The organism is Atribacter sp. (genome assembly GCF_035418125.1).
GTDB lineage: Bacteria > Atribacterota > Atribacteria > Atribacterales > Atribacteraceae > Atribacter > Atribacter allofermentans.
The window spans coordinates 1-18,263 of sequence record NZ_DAOLQM010000016.1 but is presented as its reverse complement, the minus strand read 5'-3'; the positions used below and the strand labels follow the sequence as shown (position 1 = coordinate 18,263).

Annotated in this window: 19 protein-coding genes; 2 read left to right on the top strand and 17 right to left on the bottom strand. The window is 39.0% G+C overall.

Annotated features, from left to right (window positions below):
- The 3 genes from PLK24_RS02175 to recG all read right to left on the bottom strand — a co-directional run.
- A partial coding sequence (locus PLK24_RS02175) for an adenylyltransferase/cytidyltransferase family protein (RefSeq protein ID WP_349770639.1) occupies positions 1-94 on the bottom strand: 94 nt, incomplete at its 3' end.
- A 58-nt stretch (positions 95-152) separates the two neighbouring features.
- A complete protein-coding gene (locus PLK24_RS02170; protein WP_324476112.1) occupies positions 153-707 on the bottom strand; it encodes an RsmD family RNA methyltransferase in 555 nt (184 codons plus the stop codon).
- A gap of 152 nt (positions 708-859) precedes the next feature.
- On the bottom strand, positions 860-3,208 hold the full coding sequence (gene recG, locus PLK24_RS02165) for an ATP-dependent DNA helicase RecG (RefSeq protein ID WP_324476110.1): 2,349 nt from the start codon (positions 3,206-3,208) through the stop codon (positions 860-862).
- A gap of 153 nt (positions 3,209-3,361) precedes the next feature.
- Here recG and rpmB point away from each other — a divergent pair, with 153 nt between their 5' ends.
- Positions 3,362-3,547, top strand: a complete 186-nt coding sequence (gene rpmB, locus PLK24_RS02160; protein WP_324476108.1) for a 50S ribosomal protein L28 — start codon at positions 3,362-3,364, stop codon at positions 3,545-3,547.
- 55 nt (positions 3,548-3,602) lie between these two features.
- On the opposite strand, the gene rpe is transcribed toward rpmB, so the two are convergent.
- The 11 genes from rpe to PLK24_RS02105 all read right to left on the bottom strand — a co-directional run bounded on the left by rpe (position 3,603) and on the right by PLK24_RS02105 (position 14,319).
- Entirely contained in the window at positions 3,603-4,268 is a 666-nt protein-coding gene (gene rpe, locus PLK24_RS02155; protein ID WP_324476106.1) for a ribulose-phosphate 3-epimerase, read from the bottom strand.
- A 22-nt stretch (positions 4,269-4,290) separates the two neighbouring features.
- On the bottom strand, positions 4,291-5,328 hold the full coding sequence (locus PLK24_RS02150; protein WP_324476104.1) for a PASTA domain-containing protein: 1,038 nt from the start codon (positions 5,326-5,328) through the stop codon (positions 4,291-4,293).
- A complete protein-coding gene (locus PLK24_RS02145) occupies positions 5,325-6,656 on the bottom strand; it encodes a transcription antitermination factor NusB (protein ID WP_324476102.1) in 1,332 nt (443 codons plus the stop codon). The genes PLK24_RS02150 and PLK24_RS02145 overlap by 4 nt, the downstream gene beginning before the upstream one ends.
- A 217-nt stretch (positions 6,657-6,873) precedes the next feature.
- A complete protein-coding gene (locus PLK24_RS02140; protein WP_324476100.1) occupies positions 6,874-7,554 on the bottom strand; it encodes a zinc metallopeptidase in 681 nt (226 codons plus the stop codon).
- Positions 7,555-7,568: 14 nt separating this feature from the next.
- Positions 7,569-8,504, bottom strand: a complete 936-nt coding sequence (fmt, locus tag PLK24_RS02135) for a methionyl-tRNA formyltransferase (protein WP_324476098.1) — start codon at positions 8,502-8,504, stop codon at positions 7,569-7,571.
- A complete protein-coding gene (gene def / locus PLK24_RS02130; RefSeq protein WP_324476096.1) occupies positions 8,501-9,010 on the bottom strand; it encodes a peptide deformylase in 510 nt (169 codons plus the stop codon). Before def ends, fmt begins: the two co-directional genes overlap by 4 nt.
- 211 nt (positions 9,011-9,221) lie before the next feature.
- Positions 9,222-11,297 carry a primosomal protein N' family DNA-binding protein gene (locus tag PLK24_RS02125; RefSeq protein ID WP_324476095.1) on the bottom strand — a complete coding sequence of 692 codons (2,076 nt, stop codon included), beginning with the start codon at positions 11,295-11,297 and terminating at the stop codon, positions 9,222-9,224.
- Positions 11,298-11,299: 2 nt separating this feature from the next.
- A complete protein-coding gene (gene coaBC / locus PLK24_RS02120) occupies positions 11,300-12,517 on the bottom strand; it encodes a bifunctional phosphopantothenoylcysteine decarboxylase/phosphopantothenate--cysteine ligase CoaBC (protein WP_324476094.1) in 1,218 nt (405 codons plus the stop codon).
- The gene (gene rpoZ / locus PLK24_RS02115; RefSeq protein ID WP_324476093.1) at positions 12,514-12,708 is read right to left on the bottom strand and encodes a DNA-directed RNA polymerase subunit omega; all 195 of its coding nucleotides are present in this window, start codon (positions 12,706-12,708) and stop codon (positions 12,514-12,516) included. Before rpoZ ends, coaBC begins: the two co-directional genes overlap by 4 nt.
- Before the next feature lie 126 nt (positions 12,709-12,834).
- A complete protein-coding gene (gene gmk, locus PLK24_RS02110) occupies positions 12,835-13,437 on the bottom strand; it encodes a guanylate kinase (protein WP_324476092.1) in 603 nt (200 codons plus the stop codon).
- A 9-nt stretch (positions 13,438-13,446) separates the two neighbouring features.
- Positions 13,447-14,319, bottom strand: a complete 873-nt coding sequence (locus tag PLK24_RS02105; RefSeq protein WP_324476091.1) for a YicC/YloC family endoribonuclease — start codon at positions 14,317-14,319, stop codon at positions 13,447-13,449.
- 315 nt (positions 14,320-14,634) lie between these two features.
- Here PLK24_RS02105 and PLK24_RS02100 point away from each other — a divergent pair, with 315 nt between their 5' ends.
- A complete protein-coding gene (locus PLK24_RS02100; RefSeq protein ID WP_324476090.1) occupies positions 14,635-16,353 on the top strand; it encodes an Rqc2 family fibronectin-binding protein in 1,719 nt (572 codons plus the stop codon).
- Here PLK24_RS02100 and PLK24_RS02095 read toward each other — a convergent pair.
- The 3 genes from PLK24_RS02095 to PLK24_RS02085 all read right to left on the bottom strand — a co-directional run.
- Positions 16,309-17,253 (bottom strand): RluA family pseudouridine synthase, encoded by a 945-nt coding sequence (locus PLK24_RS02095; protein ID WP_324476089.1) that lies wholly within the window; start codon positions 17,251-17,253, stop codon positions 16,309-16,311. The two genes, PLK24_RS02100 and PLK24_RS02095, sit on opposite strands and share 45 nt — an antisense overlap.
- The gene (lspA, locus tag PLK24_RS02090; protein ID WP_324476114.1) at positions 17,225-17,728 is read right to left on the bottom strand and encodes a signal peptidase II; all 504 of its coding nucleotides are present in this window, start codon (positions 17,726-17,728) and stop codon (positions 17,225-17,227) included. The genes PLK24_RS02095 and lspA overlap by 29 nt, the downstream gene beginning before the upstream one ends.
- Positions 17,728-18,263, bottom strand: a 536-nt coding sequence (locus tag PLK24_RS02085) for a DivIVA domain-containing protein (RefSeq protein WP_324476088.1), incomplete at its 5' end; no start/stop codon positions are given. The genes lspA and PLK24_RS02085, both read right to left, overlap by 1 nt.

The window sequence follows — 18,263 nt, the reverse complement described above, 5'->3', positions numbered from 1 at the left end:
TCAAACCATCAAATATTTTACTTCCACGAATGATAATATCAAGGTGTCCATTGGTCACCGGATCAAAACTACCAGGATAAATCGCTATCAATATACCTCTTCCTTCCTTTAAGTATCCTAATTTTCCTCAACCTAATGGCAGCTCCTCCTATTTATTCAAAGCTACCAAACAATAACGCACTATCGCCGTAAGCTCGGCGAATAATTACCCGATAAAAAGGGCATTCGAGCGAAGGGTTGGATTTTTTTGAAAAACGGATAACAATTAAACTGTTTTTTACTAACTCAAATAAATTATACATTTTTTCCAATACTTCAACAGGATTAATTGGAAAGGGAGGGTCAAGAAAGACGATTTCTGGCGGTTCGACTCTGGAAACCCAGCGTTTTAAGTCGAAAAAATCCGCTAATAGAACTTGGGATTGCTCTTGAAAACCACATAGCTTAACATTCCTTCCAATCACGGTGGTCATTTTTATATCCTTTTCGACAAAAAAAACCTTGCCAGCTCCTCGACTTAACGCTTCCAGGCCTATCGCTCCTGATCCAGCAAATATATCCCATATGATAGATTTTTTCAACGATAACGGCATTAAATCAAACAAGGTTTTTCGAAGAAATGCCTGCATCGGACGAGTCTTTTGATTCTGAGGCCCGATAATTTTTCGATTTCTTATCGAACCTCCGGTTATATACAAGTATCCCATGGTAGACCTTCCTGTTTGAATAAATACTTGATGAATTAACAAAAAAACCGATAATATAAATTGATTAAAATTTCAAGACTGTGTATACCAAACCCTGGTAAAAAATATTTTAAAACTGGGGGCGCCCAACTCAACTACAATAACATCTCCTCTTAGGCTTCGATCATTAGTTCTTCCGGTAAAAATTGGAAAAACCGTCTTTCAATTTCCTTCTTGAGGATTTGATTTTCCGGTTTCTGCAGTCGGGGATCATTCTGGAGAATCAAATCAGCTTCTTGATGGGCTTTTTCCAAAATTTTCCAATCCCGAAAAGGATCGGCTAAATGAAATTCCAAAACTCCCGACTGCCTTACCCCATAAAATTCTCCCGGTCCTCTCATTTTGAGGTCCTCTTCGGCAATTTGAAATCCATCATCGGTATTGACCATGATTTCCATTCTTTTTTGGATATCTTGATTCTTCCCCTGGTATAGCAAAACACACCAACCAGCTTGATCTCCTCGACCAATTCTCCCCCGCAATTGATGAAGCTGTGCCAAACCAAAGCGCTCGGCATTTTCAATGACCATCACATTGGCATTGGGCACATCGATCCCCACTTCAATCACCGAGGTTGCTACCAAGACTTGAATTTCTCCCCGAGAAAATCGACCCATAATATCATCCTTCTCTTTTGAAGGAAGTTTTCCATGTATCAACTCAATCTGAGAGTGGGAAAACCATTTCTTTTGGAGCTGTTCATAAACTTCATATACGTTGCTTAATTCAAGATCACTTTCCTCAATTGCCGGACAAACTACAAAAGCTTGTTGTCCCTTCTCCAAAAAGGAACCTACTCGTTGAAAGGCTTGTTTTTGTTCTTTCATAGAAAAAGCAACTGTTTCAACCGGTTTTCTCCCGATTGGTTTTCCATCAAGAACCGAAACATCCAGGTCCCCGTAAAGAGTTAAGGCTAAGGTTCGGGGTATGGGAGTTGCCGACATCACCAAAAGGTGAGGAACAACGGCTTTTTCTTTTAATCGGGAACGTTGTTTTACCCCAAAACGATGCTGCTCATCGACAATGACTAATCCCAATCGATTAAACTGAACATAATCTTCCAGCAGGGCATGAGTCCCAATAACGAAATGTACCCTGCCTTCTCCGATTTTCTCTATTATTTCACTTTTTTCCTTACTTTGACCACCGGTTATTAAACTAACTTCAATACCAAACTCTTTTAATATTTGACTCCACCGTTGATAATGCTGATCGGCGAGGATTTCGGTTGGGGCCATCATAGCAACCTGCTGTCCGGCTTTTATAATATATAGAGCATTAATGATGGCGACCAAGGTTTTTCCCGAACCAACATCTCCCTGGAGCAACCGATTCATTATTTTCCCACTGGTCAGGTCATTTTCTATTTGTTTTAATACTTTTTTCTGAGCTAACGTCAATTCAAAAGGAAGTTGTTGAATAAAACGGTTGATGAATGTGAAGTCGGGAACAATGGGTTGAACCTGTAATGCCTGAATTTGATGCCTTCTAACTTTTAGACTTAAAGCAAAAAGAAGAAATTCTTCAAAAATAAGCGTAACCTGCGACCGAGAACGATGCTTATTCAGTTCAGTAATTGAGGATCGGCTCGGATGGTGAAGTTCTAAAATTGCCCCAGGCTTCCTTAGGAGACTATATTTTTCTTGAATAGGTTTAGGAATAGTATCTTGAAAAGCGGCTAAGGATGTTTTAAGTGCTATATCGATAAGAGAACGTAATTTTTTGGCGTTGAGTCCATCGGTTAAACCATAAACCGGCAGGATGGATTCATATTGAATATCTTCGGAATCGATTATTTCATACTCAAAGCGACTGGTTTCTTTCTTTCCATAAGCTGTTTGAAAAAAACCGGTGATGAGCACTTTTTTCCCCGGCGTGAGAATTCGAGCCAAAAAATCACGATTAAAACAAACTAAAGAAATTTGCCCGGTTTGGTCTTGAATCACTACTTTCAACAATCGTCCTCTCCGGGTAGATATCCGATCGTGTCGAACCACTTTCCCCAATACTGTTTGTAATCCTGAACCTTCCGCTTTAGCAATGGGAATAATCTGCCCTCGATCTTGGTAATGACGAGGAAAATAAAGAATGAGGTCTTCTCGGGTATAAATATTTAAACGGTTGAGCTGTTTTTCAACAACTGGTCCAACTCCTTTTATGGTTCGAACCGAAAGCTGGAAATCGACCGGTTTTATAGGCGATGAAGGTTGAGAGGCAGAAGGTTGCGGTTGGTGTCCATCTATAATGCAGGTTTCCAAGTTTTTCAGAAAAATGCTCCTGGCTGGTTTTGACATTTGGGGATACCTATTTACACTTAAGAATATTTCCTCAGGAACTGGAATTGATAGGCTTTGGATCATTTTTTTTACATATTGATTAAATCCCCCGAACACGGTTTGATTATCCAGTCGTTGAGATTCTTGTTCAATGATTTTTTTTAGTCGATCTCTATCCTTCTCCATTTTAAAAACACCCGAGGGTATTGTAACCTGATATGAGAACCAAGACAACGGAAAGATTTTTATCCCTTGGTAAGAATGAGTTGAATTTTCTATTTCCTTTGTGCTATATTACTCGTCGAAACTTGAAAAATGACGAGAAAGGTTGGATTCAAAATGGCAATCTGTGAAGTTTGTGGAAAAAAACCGGTTTTTGGAAACAAGATCAGCCACTCCCACCGGGTTACAAGAAAAATGTGGAGACCAAATATTCAGAAAGTCCGAGTACGGCTTAATGGTCATTCGGCAAAAATGAACATTTGTACTTCTTGTCTGAAGGCTGGTAAAATAAAAAAAGCGTAAGAAAACTTACGCTTTTTTTATTTTCAAAAAATCAGAAATCTCCTCTAAACCGCTATTAAAACCTCTTGATTTTGTCAGAGATCTCACGTACTTTTTGGGTAATTTTGTTCTCATCGGAAAACACCAGTGAACCAGCAGCAATAACCGATGCCCCACAAGATGCTAAGTATTCAATATTGTTTTCATGAATACCACCATCAATTTCAATTAAGGTATTCAAACCTCGCGATTTAATTTTCTTCCTCAACTGAATAATTTTCTGGTCCATACCTGGTATGATTTTTTGTCCTCCAAAACCCGGGTTAACGGTCATCAACAACACCAGATATAATTTTGGGAGAATCTGGTCAAGCATATGCACTGGTGTGCCAGGAGCAACAGCCAATGAAGCCTTGGCACCAGCTTTCTGAATAAGATTGATTAAGAAATCAAAATCGGGGACAACTTCCAGATGAAAGCTAATATTGTCAGCACCAGCATTAATAAAATCAAGGTAACAATCCTGGGGGTTTTGGATCATGAGATGGACATCCAGAAAAGCTTTCGGCAGTATTTTCCGAACTGCATCGACGATTAAGGTCCCAAAGGTAATGTTGGGAACAAAATGCCCATCCATGACATCAATATGAATCATCTCTACTCCGCCCTCTTGAGCCATGAGGAGTTGATCTTTTAGTCGAGAAAAATCACAAGATAAAATTGAAGGGGCTAATATTGCCATAAACACCACCTATTCAAGCATTTTATAATTCTTTTTCCCAATAATAATAACCGTTTAAATAAATCAGGACTTTCCCCTTCCCCTTGGTTCGGGATAAAATTTCCACCGTTTCTCCACCTTGATGTTGCTCTTCGTAAACCACCCGTTCTCCCAATTCATCATTCACTACAATCCTCACAGTAATTGGAACTCTGGCATCGGGTAAAGCAAATCGAAGGCTTAAATCTTGTAAATCTTGAATAGCCTGCACGACCTGAAAATTTATTGCCTGGCCGACAGAAGCTTCCTGGCCGGATTCTGGCATTTGGCCAATAATAATACCGGGATTTCTTTCCGGCATGGCCACTTCTTCAATTTGACCAACCGATAAATCCATTTCTGCCAAAAGCCGCCTGGCTTCTTCAACTTTTAAACCAATTAAATCAGGAACCAATATTTTTGCTGGTGGAGTTGCAGCTATCGCTGCCGTACCGCCTTTGCTGATTAAAAGACTGACTTGACTACCTAAAGGAAGAGTGCTCTCGGCAGGTGGGTCCTGTGATATAACCATTCCTTTTAATACATCTTCATGAGTCACTTCCACCACTCGACCCAGTTGATATCCGTTCGTCTCTAACAGATTTTGGGCTTCATTTAAACTTAAATCCCGGACATCCGGCACTCTACTCATCTTGACTTCTTGGGCTTCAGTTGGAGCGACAACTGCTCCCCCAGCTTGGGCTTGTCCAGTTTGTCCGCTCACAACAACTCTGATTTTTCTTCCTCGTTTGGCATCAGCTCCCGGCAGTGGATCTTGTTCCAATACCTGGTTTGCCATCCTGTCAGACCGGCTTTCTACTCGGGCTACTTCTACTTGCAAACCCATTTTTGATGCCAAATTCACTGCACTAACCAAGTCTTGGTTACGGAAATCCGGCACTGATAATGATGTCGCATTGACAGAATACTGCAAGAGCATTAATCCAAAAAAACCGCTGAGAACCACTCCCAAGCCAAAGGCAATTACCGTTAGGAGTATTCGTAAAAAAAGGTTCGGTGTTTTTACCCTTTTTGCAGTCACAGTTTCCTCCAAGCCTTCCCAAAAAACCCATCGGAATTAAAATAATGAGGCCATATCCTATATGATTTATCATCGGTTAAGATCGTTGATTTCAATTCAGGTTGCAACTGGCTATCTCCAGGCAAATTCACTTCCCATTCCTCTGGTTTAAGTTTTTCAAAGGCTCCAACTACTCCCTCGGTTTCTTCCGGAGTCATGGTACAAACACAATATAATATAATACCATTTTTTTTAATTAATGCAGAGGCTTGGCATAAAAGTTGAAACTGCTTTTCAGCGAGAGATTGATTATCAGACTTATTTCTTAAAATTCCAATTTCGGGGTTCCTTCGCAGCGTTCCCCAACCGGAACAGGGAGCATCAACAAAAACTCGATCGGAACTAAATAATTCTTGAGGAAGGGGCTGGGTTGCGTCAGCTGCAAGGGTTTGGATAATATCAATTCCTTGACGATGAGCGAGAACTTCAAGAGTTTTTAATTTTTCCGGATGGACGTCTACTGCATGTATACAACCCTGATTTTTCATAATCTGGGCCATCATTAAAGTTTTCCCGCCCGAACCACAACCAATATCAACAATCTTCTCACCTGGCTTTGGGGCAAAAAGATGTACCATGATCTGAGAACTGAAATCATGGATAGAAAAATATCCTTTTTGGTATTCATCGGTTTCAACTAATTGAGAATAATCCAATTGAGTATTTAGAGCATTGGGGAGCATGGGCAGTGAATTTACGACAATAGAATATTTTTTTGATAAGGTTTCAATCAATTTTTGAGAATTGGTTTTCAATGAATTCACTCGAAGATAAAGAACTGGCGGAAGAACCAAGGATTTTTTAAGTTGGTTCATTTCACCCCTGGTTAAGTAAATCCTCCAATATTCTTCCAACCATTGGGGAAGAACCATACCCCAGTGTTCGGCTTGTTTACACCAACGGATTCTTTCCGCCGCAGCTTTACGTGAGATGGCATTGACCAGTTTAATCCAGGGATGAGAATGAGTAAGACGAGCTAATTCAACAGTCTCCGACACCACGGCATAATCGGGAATGCGAGTATCTACTGCCAGTTGAAAAAGTCCTAAATACAATATAATTTGAACCTTTTTGGGAAGACTTTTAGGTTTTTGAAGATAAGTTGAGGCGATTTCTTGAAGCTGAGGATAAAATTTTACAATTCCTCGAACTAAATGAACTAAAAAGGAACGATCGGGAATTGAAAGCTCGCCAGTTTTTATTGATGCTGAATATTCTTTATCTAAAAAAACTTGTTCCCCACGAAAAAGTCGATTCAAAATACGAAAAGCTTCTAAACGAACATTCACTTTTATGAATATAATTCCTTTCAATTCTTTTTTTAAATTATTTAGTTTAATTCTCCTGCTACAATTTCAATTGGTGAAGATAGAAAATACTGCCCCCTTTCGCCTTAATCTCACCCATCAGGGACAAAAAAACTAAAGGCAGAGAGGGGAGTTGAAATCGTTCCAGCTCTTTTGACTTACCACACACGGTATCCTCACCGGTCAATGCTTTTGCTTTTTAATCCCGGCTTTGACGAAGAAGAATTAAACGCAATAATTGTAAGGCAGCCATGGCGGTTGCAGCAACATAGGTTAACGCTGCAGCATTGAGCATTTTTTTAATATCCGGCTGCTCATCCACGGCAACTATACCAGAATTGGTTAGGGCTGCATAAGCTCGACGGCTGGCATCGTATTCTACTGGGAGAGTAACCACCTGGAATAAAACCGCCAAGCTAAAGAAGATAATTCCAATATCCATAAGAAATCGAAAAGAAAAGATTAACCCTATAAAAAAGAGCGGAAAGGCGGCTTGCGAACCGATACTGGCCACTGGAACCAAAATGGAACGCAAGGCAAAAGCCCCGTATTTCTCGCGCTTTTGTAATGCATGCCCAACCTCGTGCGCAGCAATGCTATAATCTGCTATTGAACCACCCCTAGCCACACCGGTAGAAAGCCGGAGTATTTCCCGAGATGGATCATAGTGATCGGTTAGCTGCCCTGGGGTTTCTTCAACCCGGAGGGAAAGATTATTTTGTTGAATTAGCTGTTGGGCAACTTCAAATCCACTCAAACCAGCCCGAGAACGTTTTTTCGAAAGAGTTGCATAAGTGCTTTTCACTTTTGATTGGGCATAAAAAGCCAGGATGAGTGCCGGTATCAACAAAATAAATGTGTAATCAAAAGGATAAAACATCTTCCGTACACCTCCTACTGAAATAGATCTCCAGGTTGAATACGGTATCCACAGCAAAACTCCTGTCCGGTTTGAACTTTTCTATTTTCTGGATGTAATACTTCTATCGCCAATATCCCCTTACCAGTTCCCACCAATAATCCAACCTTAGGTTCATAGCCAATGATTTGTCCGGCTTTCACTTTTTCCTTTTGTTTATAAACGTGAGCTTTAATGACTTTTAGGCGTTTTTGATGAAAATATCCAAAAGCTCCTGGACAGGGAGCAAAGGCTTTGACTTGGCGAACGATTTCTTCAGCTGAACGATTCCATTTGATTTGATAAAGATCTTTCGGAATTTTTCCTGCATAGCTCGCTTGCTCATTCGATTGTGGAATCGGTTTGATCTTTCCTTCAATCCAGGCAGGCAAAACCTCCACTAACAATTCTCCACCGATTTTACCTAATTTATTTTCTAAAGTAATACTATTTTCTGAATCTTCAATCATCACTTCACGGGTTGCTAAAACTGGCCCGGTATCGATTCCTTCGTCCATCAACATGATGCTGACACCGGTCTTTTTTTCACCGTTCAAAATTACCCAGCGGATTGGATCAGCACCACGATAGCGAGGAAGCATCGAAGCATGCACGTTTATACACCCGAAAGGAGCAATTTCTAATAGCGATGAACGTAAGATTTGTCCGTAGGCAGCCACGATCATAATGTCGGGAGCAATTTTATTAATTTCATCTAAAAAATCTTTCCGATTCACTTTATCTGGTTGTAAAACTTTGAACCCATGATCTTGGGACCAAACTTTAACCGGTGGAGCGGTTAATTTTCTTCCTCTTCCACACTCACGGTCGGGTTGGGTAATAACAGCTGCAATATTATACTGGGCATCGACAAGAGCGCTCAACACTCCAATCGATAAGGGGGTTGTTCCTAAAAAAACTACTTTTATCATTCATGATCACCATTTGTATTTATTCTTGATAATTTATTAGCCAATACCAAACGACGAGTTGGGCTCAAACGGTCAATAAAGAGAATACCATTGAGATGATCAATTTCATGCTGGATGATCCGTGCCAATAAGCCATCAGCAAAAAAATCCAGTTGCCTTCCTTGAACATCTTGGGTAGTAACTTGAATTTTCTGGAACCGGTTGACCTTTGAAAATATTCCAGGAACACTCAAACACCCTTCTTCTCCAATTTCTTTTTCTGGATCGACCTCTTTCCACTCGGGATTAATGAAAGCCATGTCTTGGTTAGTATTTGGATTCGTTAAAACAACCAAGCGCTGCAGAATTCCCACTTGATTGGCAGCTAATCCCAAGCCAGAGTTTTTATGCAGAGTTTCGTACATATCCTGTATGATTTTTTTGACTTTGTCATCAATATTTTGAACTGGTTCAGCTTTTTGCCTCAAAATTTGGCTTCCATATTTCTCAATATTCAGATCCGCCATTGATATCACCTTTTTTTCTTATATTTCAAACCAACAATACCATAATTTATTAATTTAATTCTAAAACACTAAACCTGGATTCAAAACCAGGTTTTCACCCTCATCCCAACCTTCTCCCATCAAGAAAGAAGGAGCAAATTAACCTATGAAGAAAGGAGTTAACCAAACTACTCAATCTTTACCATCGGTTGTCATAAATTGGCACAAAGTCTTATCGGGGGTCATCCTTTACCCAACCAGGAAGAGTATTATAAACTTTAAAATCAACTTCAACACCAGTGCTTTTTCTGGCTTGAACCACAGCTGTCACTTTATTATAAAGGGTGCTCAAAACCGATGGTTCAAACTTTATCACCAATTGATCACTCCATCCTGATTTCTTGAGGTAACTATCTCCAGGAAAAGGACCATCAACTATAAACTGATCAACCTTTAATTCGTTTTTTACTTTATTTAAAACCATTTCACGATTTAACTTATTCCTTGAACGAGCTATCACCTGAAGAAGCCCCTGGCTGGGAGGATATCCATATTTTTTTCTTTTTTCCAATTCTTGTTTATAAAATTCTGCAGGCGGAAGGAAAAATGGGTCAATATATTTTTGATATTGTTTAGAAGTTTCGATAAGAACTCTGTTCTTCGGTGGTTTTGCTGCTCCCAAAAAATAGAGAGCTCGCTGGATATTTTGATAAAATTTTTCCCGTACTTGAAATTCAGGCAAAAATAACCAATCTTCAAAGGAATGAATGATAAAAAGAGTCGAGTGAGCTAAAAGTTCTTCATGTAAAGCTGCTGAGGTTCCAACAATAATCAACGGTTCCTCGCCCTTTACATCCAGCTCGCTTCTTTCTTGATCAGAAGCGATTTTTACTATGGGTACTCCTGAGAAGATCCTTTTTAAAAATTGATAAACTTTCTCAATACCATCACCCCAAGTTTTCATCCAGGGCCCATGACATTCCGGACAAAAGCTTTCGGGGATAACTTTTTTCCCACACCGAGGGCAGCGAAGAATCCTCTCTTTCCGGTAAAATCTCAAGGCTACATCACAATCGGAACAGGAATAATAAAAACCACAATCGGAACAACCCAAAGCAACCGAATATCCTGTTTTTTGAACCCAGATAATGCTATTTTGCCGGTTGGTTATATTTTGAGCAATGGCTTTTTGTACCAATTGTGGGAGAATAGTCTTTTTCTGTTCATAGGTTACTAGCTCCAGCTTCTGTTCTTTGGTAAATTGTTTTACTTGTCCTTTTTGGGTTTCAAAATATCCTTCCTGCAATCCAAAATAAAGGGTTAGATCGGGTATGGTTCCAATAATATGCAGATCCCCACCAGTAATACTAACTTTCTCAATTAACGAATGAAAAGAATGATAATGCGGTTGCTGATCAGAGTAATGACCAAAGTCGTCGGGATCAAACAAGACCTGAACACCAATTTGATGAATTGGTAAAAATTGAGCCAAACGAGTGCCCAACAAAACGTCAAAATAGCCTTCTCTTACCATTTGATAGGCAAGCATTCTTTTTCGGGCTGTTAATCTTCCATCGAAAGAAAGAAAACGAGCCAAGGGATAATTAGTTTTTAAATTTTCCATAAAATAATCTAAAATTTTTGGACCGGGAAATAAAATGAAGATCTTTAAGCCTCGATCGAAGCTATCTTTGATTAGATCTCCCAAGAGATTCAAACTCTCGGCTATAGTTCCCCTTTGCCACCATTTTTTATTCCATTTTTGCGGGGGAAGGCTATATTGATTTTTCTTATAGTCTTCTTCAACAACCTTGATCCGATTCTTTTTTATCAATTGATTGATTTTTTGAGTAGTGAGTCCCAATAAATCTTTAAAAATAAATAAATTCACTCCTTGGGAAATGGGATCAACACCATGCTTTTTCAAATCAAGAAAATATTCGTCATCTTCATTTATTAAAAATATTCGCTGACTGGTCCATTTCTCCCACGACAATTGATACTTGGGAACAAAGAGAGCCAGTGCCTCTCCAAGACTGGAAAAGGTTTGATTTGAAATTCTTTTGGCAAATTCCATCTGCCAGTCCGCTAAGGGTTCAAGCGGAAGACAGGAAAGCAGGCTTTTTAATTCGTATTCTTTATCATTTTGAACTGAATCAAACGACCAAACGCATCCAAAACGGCGTGATCCATGAAATTCAACTTCAACAATGGTTCCAATCTGAATTTTATCGCTCATCTCTTGAGGAATACGATAGCTAAACACTTTGTAGACTGGAAGCGGAAGAGCAACCGATACCGAATTCATTTTCATGTAAAATAAAGAGAAACCAGGTAGTTCACAATCGTTTCAGCCAATTCCATTTTATCCATTAAAGGAATATCAATCAATGCACCATTCTTATTGAGAAGCCAAGCTTTATTTTTATTCACTTCGAAACCGCTTTCTCCTGGTAAAATACGATTGGCAATCATCACATCACAATTCTTTTGCTGTAATTTTCGACGAGCTTCCGAGACAATATCTCCATCTTCAGCACAGAATCCGACTAATAATTGAGCTGCTTTCTTTTGGCCTAGTTCGGAAAGAATATCAGGATTTTGAGTTAAACTTAGAGCAATTTCACTTTTACCCTGCTTTTTTATCTTTATTGGAGAGGTAATTGAAGGTCGATAATCAGCAACCGCAGCGGTCATGATACAAATATCCATTTTATCAAATTGTTTGAGAGTCGCAGTTTCTAAGTCCTGGGTTGAAACGATTGGAAGGTAATCAACTCCGGATGGAATTCTCACCGACATTGGACCACCAATCAAAGTTACCTCGGCTCCATGGGCTCGAGCAGCAGCCGCCAGCGAACAGCCCATCAGGCCACTGGAAGAATTGGTTAGATAACGGATGGGATCAATATATTCCCGAGTTGGTCCGGCAGTAATCAATGCTCTTTTCCCTTGTAGAGATCGATAAGAACTAAGGAAGTAGTAAAGGTTTTCTATAAACTCCTCTTGATCGGGAAGACGCCCCGCCCCGGTTTCACCGCAAGCTAAAGATCCGGAAGAGGGATTCATGACCCGTACCCCGATCGCAATGAGTTTTTTTAAATTTTCTTGCACGATTGGGTTACCCCACATGTCAACATTCATAGCCGGAACTAAAATGATTTTCTTCGGATCAACCAAAAAACAGCTGCTTAACAGGTCATCACCAATTCCCCCGGCCATTTTGCCGATGATATTCGCAGTTGCTGGTGCAACTACCAAATAATCATATTCTCTCATTAAATGAATATGGAGAATTTTTTCGCCGGATTCAAATAGACTGGAATAAACCGGCCTACGGGTTAATGCGTTGAAGGTATTTTCTCCTACAAATTTCTTGGCTGCCTCAGTCATAATGACTTGGATATCCGATCCTGCTTGAACCAGATGGCTGATAAAACCAGCTACTTTATAGGCAGAAATTCCACCAGTAATTCCAAAAAGAATTTTTTTATTCTTCCAAAACAACGGTGGATAATAAATATTCATGCCGTTTCCTTAGACCACTTAATTTTATCCTCAGCAACCTCTTTTAAAGCAATAAAAAGTGGTTTGGCTGGTTGTTGATTTTCAATCAAAGGTTTGGCACCTTGATTAAGTTGTTTGGAACGCTTAGCCACCAGGGTGGTTAAATAATAACGGTTCCCAGTTTTCTTGATCAATTCATCAATGGACAGCATAATTTCACTCCAATCTATCTATTTTATCCTGAAAAAAAACGGGCTTGATAAATCAAGCTTCTACAAATAATATAAAAATGTAAGGGCGTTGCTCCAGGTCATGATAAACATAAGTAAGAAAAAATGTCATTCTGATAAAAGTTCTTGTGTCTCATCATCTCCATAACGAATACGACAACGCTCGGCAATAATAACTGAATGGAATTTATGAACGGTTTCTTTAAGAACATTATTAATTATCAAATAATCATAATCCTGAATCGATTTCATTTCAATCAAAGCATTCATCATCCTCAGATAAATAACATCTTCTCGATCAGTTTTACGATTACGAAGGCGTTCTCCAAGAGTTTCTAAGGATGGTGGAGCAATAAAAACAAAAATTCCCTGAGGGTAATTTCTTTTTACTTGGAGAGCTCCCTGTACGTCAATTTCTAATATGACATCAAATCCTCTCTGCAACCACTCCTCCATTTTTAAACGAGGTGTTCCATAAAAGTTACCATGAACCTTGGCCCATTCAATAAACAGATGGTTCTCTTTCATGTGCTGAAAGGTTTCATCATCGACAAAATAGTAATCAATTGCCTCTCGTTCTCCTTCTCGTCTTAAGCGGGTCGTGTAAGAAATAGAATATTTTAAACCTTCACACTGTTCCATTACCGCCTTTCTTACGGTACTTTTTCCAGCACCAGATGGTCCAGAAAGAACAAAAAGAAGGCCGGGCATAACTATCTTTTACTCCACATTCTGAATTTGCTCTCTCATTTTTTCTAATACCGTTTTTAAATCAATAATTAAAGAAGATATTTCAACATTTGAAGTCTTAGAACCAATTGTATTCACTTCACGATTCATTTCTTGCAATACAAATTCAAGTTCACGTCCTATTGAATCTTGACGGGAAAGAATATCATCAAACCGACAAATATGAGCTTTCAAACGGATAATTTCTTCGTGAATATCACTTCGATCAACATAGAATACTATTTCCTGTGCTAATAAGTTTTCGTTTACCGGAACTGAGGAAATGATTTCTTTTAATCTCTGATTAAGCTTTTCCCGATAGTACTCCGGGATATTCTTTGATTTCTCTTCAACCATTGATATCAATTCTCGAAATTTTTCCATTTGCTGTATAAGGTCATGCTGCAACTTTTCTCCTTCTCGTAACCGATACTGTAGAAAAGCTTCCACTGCTTCTTTAAATATTGGGAAAAACCGCTGATATTCATCAAGCCAGCGGTGATCGTCTTCTTTAAGTTTGATAATTTCCGGAACTTGCATTAAATCCCGCAGGTCGGCTTCATAAGGAATGTTCAATTCGCTGCTCAATTTATGAAGAGCTTTTAAATAGGCTTTAGCTAAAAGCGTATTGGCTTCAACCGAAAATGCTTCTTCACTGGGCTCAAAGTTAAGCTTTAACTCAACCTTTCCTCGAGATACCCGTTCTTTAAGATAAGATATTAAATTTTCTTCCCAAACACATAATTCACGGGGAAGCCGTAAATTAATATCTGAAAAGCGATGGTTAAAGCTTTTGATGGATATTCGATAAAATCCAATCGTACCCTCACCTTCAGCATGCCCAAATCCTGTCATACTTTTCATTTTTTCACCTTTCTTAAATCTTTTTAGATATATCACCAAGTTCCCCGCTATTATCACCTTATGGGAACGTGATTTAATTATTGGATAAAACGATTTTTAAACACTCTCTCCGCAGCAATGTGACATCTTTCCAAAGAAGAAAATTATTTTACCCATGGTCTCCTTTACTTTTTAATACTGATGACTGAACATAATATTTCAATCTTTAATTTGAGCCGTATTCACTGGGAATGAAAACAAAGCTTGCAATTATACAACTGGAATAATATTATTTAATATTATTGATCGTGTCAACAAAATCAGGACTCCGAATCGATGAGAATACTGGAAGGAATTCCTTTACGCTTTCAAATTGAAACCGTTTCCCCCCTTGTGGAAGGAGCTCGGGTACAAAAAATTACCCTTACTGAAAACCGAGAAACTTGTTTAGAGATTCGCTCTCGAAACCAACCGGGTTTTTTAGTCCTATCCACTCATCCCGAAATTTGTTTCTTTTACCATTCTCAGCAAAAACCGATTATGAAAAAAATCAAAGAATCAGCCTGGGTGCAGATTCTCAATAAATATTTGGTTGGAGCTAAAATAATCGGATTCGAACAAATGGGATGGGACCGGGTAATCCGTTTAACCTTTCAGAACCAAAAAATTTGGGAAGAAAAAAACCTCTTTTATCTTTATTGTGAGCTAACCGGACGAAACGCTAATTGTATTTTAACGACCGCCGACAACCCTTCTTATATACTCGGTTGTCAAAAAATAGTTGGTCCTCAACAGAACCGTTTCCGCACCATTGTCGTTGGAAAACCGTATCAGCTTCCTCCGCTTAAAATAAATGCCATAGATCCACTCCTCTTGGTTCAGGAAAAAGCCGAATTTCCAATTCCAAAGCAAGATGATGATTTACCAAAATGGCTTTTAAAAAATATTGATGGTGCTGGACCTTTCTTGGCAACGATAATAGCTGAGTGTTTAGTCAACAGCAGATTCAATGCTGGTAATCTTCAATTGCTCTTAAGCACCTGTCTTCAAAATATCTTTCGACCACTTTTTAATCAAAATTTGGTTTTTTCCGTCTATATCTCTCCGCAGGATAATTTTCCCTTAGGAATATTTTGGTTGTCAACACAGCATTATGCTCAGCTTCCTCACCATGATTTCCCCAACCTCAATGAAGCAGTAAAATACTTCGCTCAAACCTACTGGAGTTTACAGGCTTTTCTCAGTCAAAAAAACAAAAAGAAAAGTTTTATCGAAAAAGAACTTTTGTTCATTAAAGAAGAATTATTGAAAGTTGGTCAATCTCTGGTTAGCGAGGATCAGCTGGTTGAGCTATTAACCCGGGGAAACCTTTTGAAACTTTATCCGCAATTAAATATTATTAAAAAACAACCCAAAGGATTTTTGGTAGCCAACCTTCTCACTGGAAATTCAGGAGAAGTTTTTATCGAGATTGACCCTCTTCTTTCCATTAATCAAAACATGCAGCTCTATTTTCGAAAATATCGAAAATCAAAAACTCGCAATCAAATACTAAAAAAGAAAAAAGAAGAGCTGGAATTCCGTAAAAAAATCCTTGAAAAGGAACTCATAAACCTTGACCAAGCCCCGCTCCACCAAGAGCAAGATGACAATAATTCAACCCAATCAGGATTTTTTGAACCGGGTATTATAAAATTCCTTACTCCATCGAAAAATTTAATTTTGGTTGGAAAAAATGAAAAAGCCAATCATTTATTAGTTACCCGTTTTTCATCCCGAGACGATTATTGGCTTCACGTAAGAGATTTTCCTGGTTCGCATGTTTTACTGAGAATATCCAACCAGCCCGAGAGGCTTACTGAAGACCTTTTCCTGGCCGCTCAAATTGCTGGGTATTACTCTTCTCTTCGGAATGAAACTTCGGTAATTGTTATGTATACACCTATTAAAAACGTAAAAACACTTCCTCATGCCGGTTTAGGGAAAATGATCTTCCGCAACGAAAAAAATTTAACCGTAATTCCTGCTATTCCCGATAATCTTCATAGAATTTGAAATTTTATTTATGGCTTCTTGAAAATCACTGGGTAAGGCAGCGGCAAAAAACATTTTTGTCTTGGTAACTGGATGGGAAAAGGCTATGAGAAAAGCATGTAAAGCTTGACGTTTCATTATCTCACCGGAACGATTACTTCCATAGGACTTATCCCCTACAATCGGATACCCTTGAGAACTTAAATGGACTCGAATCTGATGAGTTCGTCCGGTCCGAGGTTTGACCAACAAAAGAGAATATGAATCACCAATCCACAGAGGCTCTATCTCAGTCAGTGCTGGTTTTCCACCACTTGACGAAATCTTCATCAAACAGGGCACCCGTGGATTTCTCCGAATGGCTAAATCAACCTGCTTAATCCCCTTCCACTGTCCTTCTATTAAAGCTAAGTAAAATTTCTCGACCGTTCGGTTTTTAAACATTTGGATCAGTTCGAGATAGGCACGATCGGTCTTGGCAATCACCAAAACACCCGAGGTATCCCGGTCCAAGCGATGAACAATTCCCGGACGAAGCGGAGCTCCATAACGAGACAGTTCAATCCCATGAAAAAGCAAACTATTGATCAGGGTATCTTTTTGGAAAGGACGAACTGGATGAACGATTATTCCGGCTCTTTTATTTATCACCACAATATGATCATCTTGATAAATGATATCTAAGGGTAGATTTTGAGGCTCTAAGGTGTGTCGTGCATCGACTGGCCAGGTGATTTCAAGAATATCGCCAGGGCGGACTTCACTACTCGGTTTATATATAACTTCCTGGTTCTTTTTTATCAAACCTTGTTTTATAAGCTTTGAAAATGCCGATCGGGAAAAATCTGGGAAATTTCTATGCAGCCAGACATCAATCCGGCAAAACTCATTATCATACACCTTGATTTTTTGTTTCTTCAATTGCTGAACCCTGAATCCAGATTTGAATAAAAACCAAAACTAAACCAGCAATAATTGCTAAGTCGGCGATATTGAAAGTCGCCCAGAATGATGGCTCAAAAAAGTCGAGTACATATCCCCAACGTAAACGATCGATGAGATTTCCCCAAGCTCCGGACAAAAACAAACCAGCTCCTAAAAAAAACCACCATTTCCAGTTGCCAAGAAATCGGAGCATGAAATAAAGAAAAGCAATGCTTATCGCTATGGTAATAATTAAATGGGCAGGTGGATTTAAAAGGCGAATTCCAAAAGCGCTTCCAACATTCCTTCGCAGAGTGAGATCAAAAAAACCAGGAATGATTTGGATGGTTCGGTCGGTTAAATTATTCAGCGCCCACCATTTGGTTAACCGATCTAACAATAAAAAACCGAAACAACTGATTAGAAAAATAACGAAACAACTCCCGGGACAATTTCTTCCTTTAAATTGCATCACTTTTGTTCATCTTCCAAATCCCGAAAAGAAAATGAGGTGGCATCTTCGGGAGAATGAATCGGGTTTTGATCGATTTTTTCCGGTTCAGGGGCGTTCATATCGGTTGGTTGCTCTTTCCAGTCAATGCTGTCAATAAAAGTCTGAAGAAGAGATTTAAAACGAATCTGAAACAACCGATATTTTTCTTTGAGCTCCGAGTAACTGACCTCGATTTCTTTCTTTTTTTTCAAAGCTTCATCAACAATTCGATTCCCACGTATCTGAGCTTCCTTTAAATGCATTTGTGATTCTCGACGAGTCAGTTCCTTCTCGATTTCTAATTGTTTTTTCCATTCTTCTAAAGTTCCCTCTAAGTGTTTTGCATATTGGGACAGTTCGTTCACTTTCCGCCTATATTCTTCATTCTCCTGTAATAATTTTTCATATTCCTGCTGTAATTTTTCCTTTTCTTTTTGCGCTGCTTCAACTGCTTCAGCGATTTCCTCAATAAATTCGTTTACTTCATCTTCATTATACCCACGGAAAGAACGAC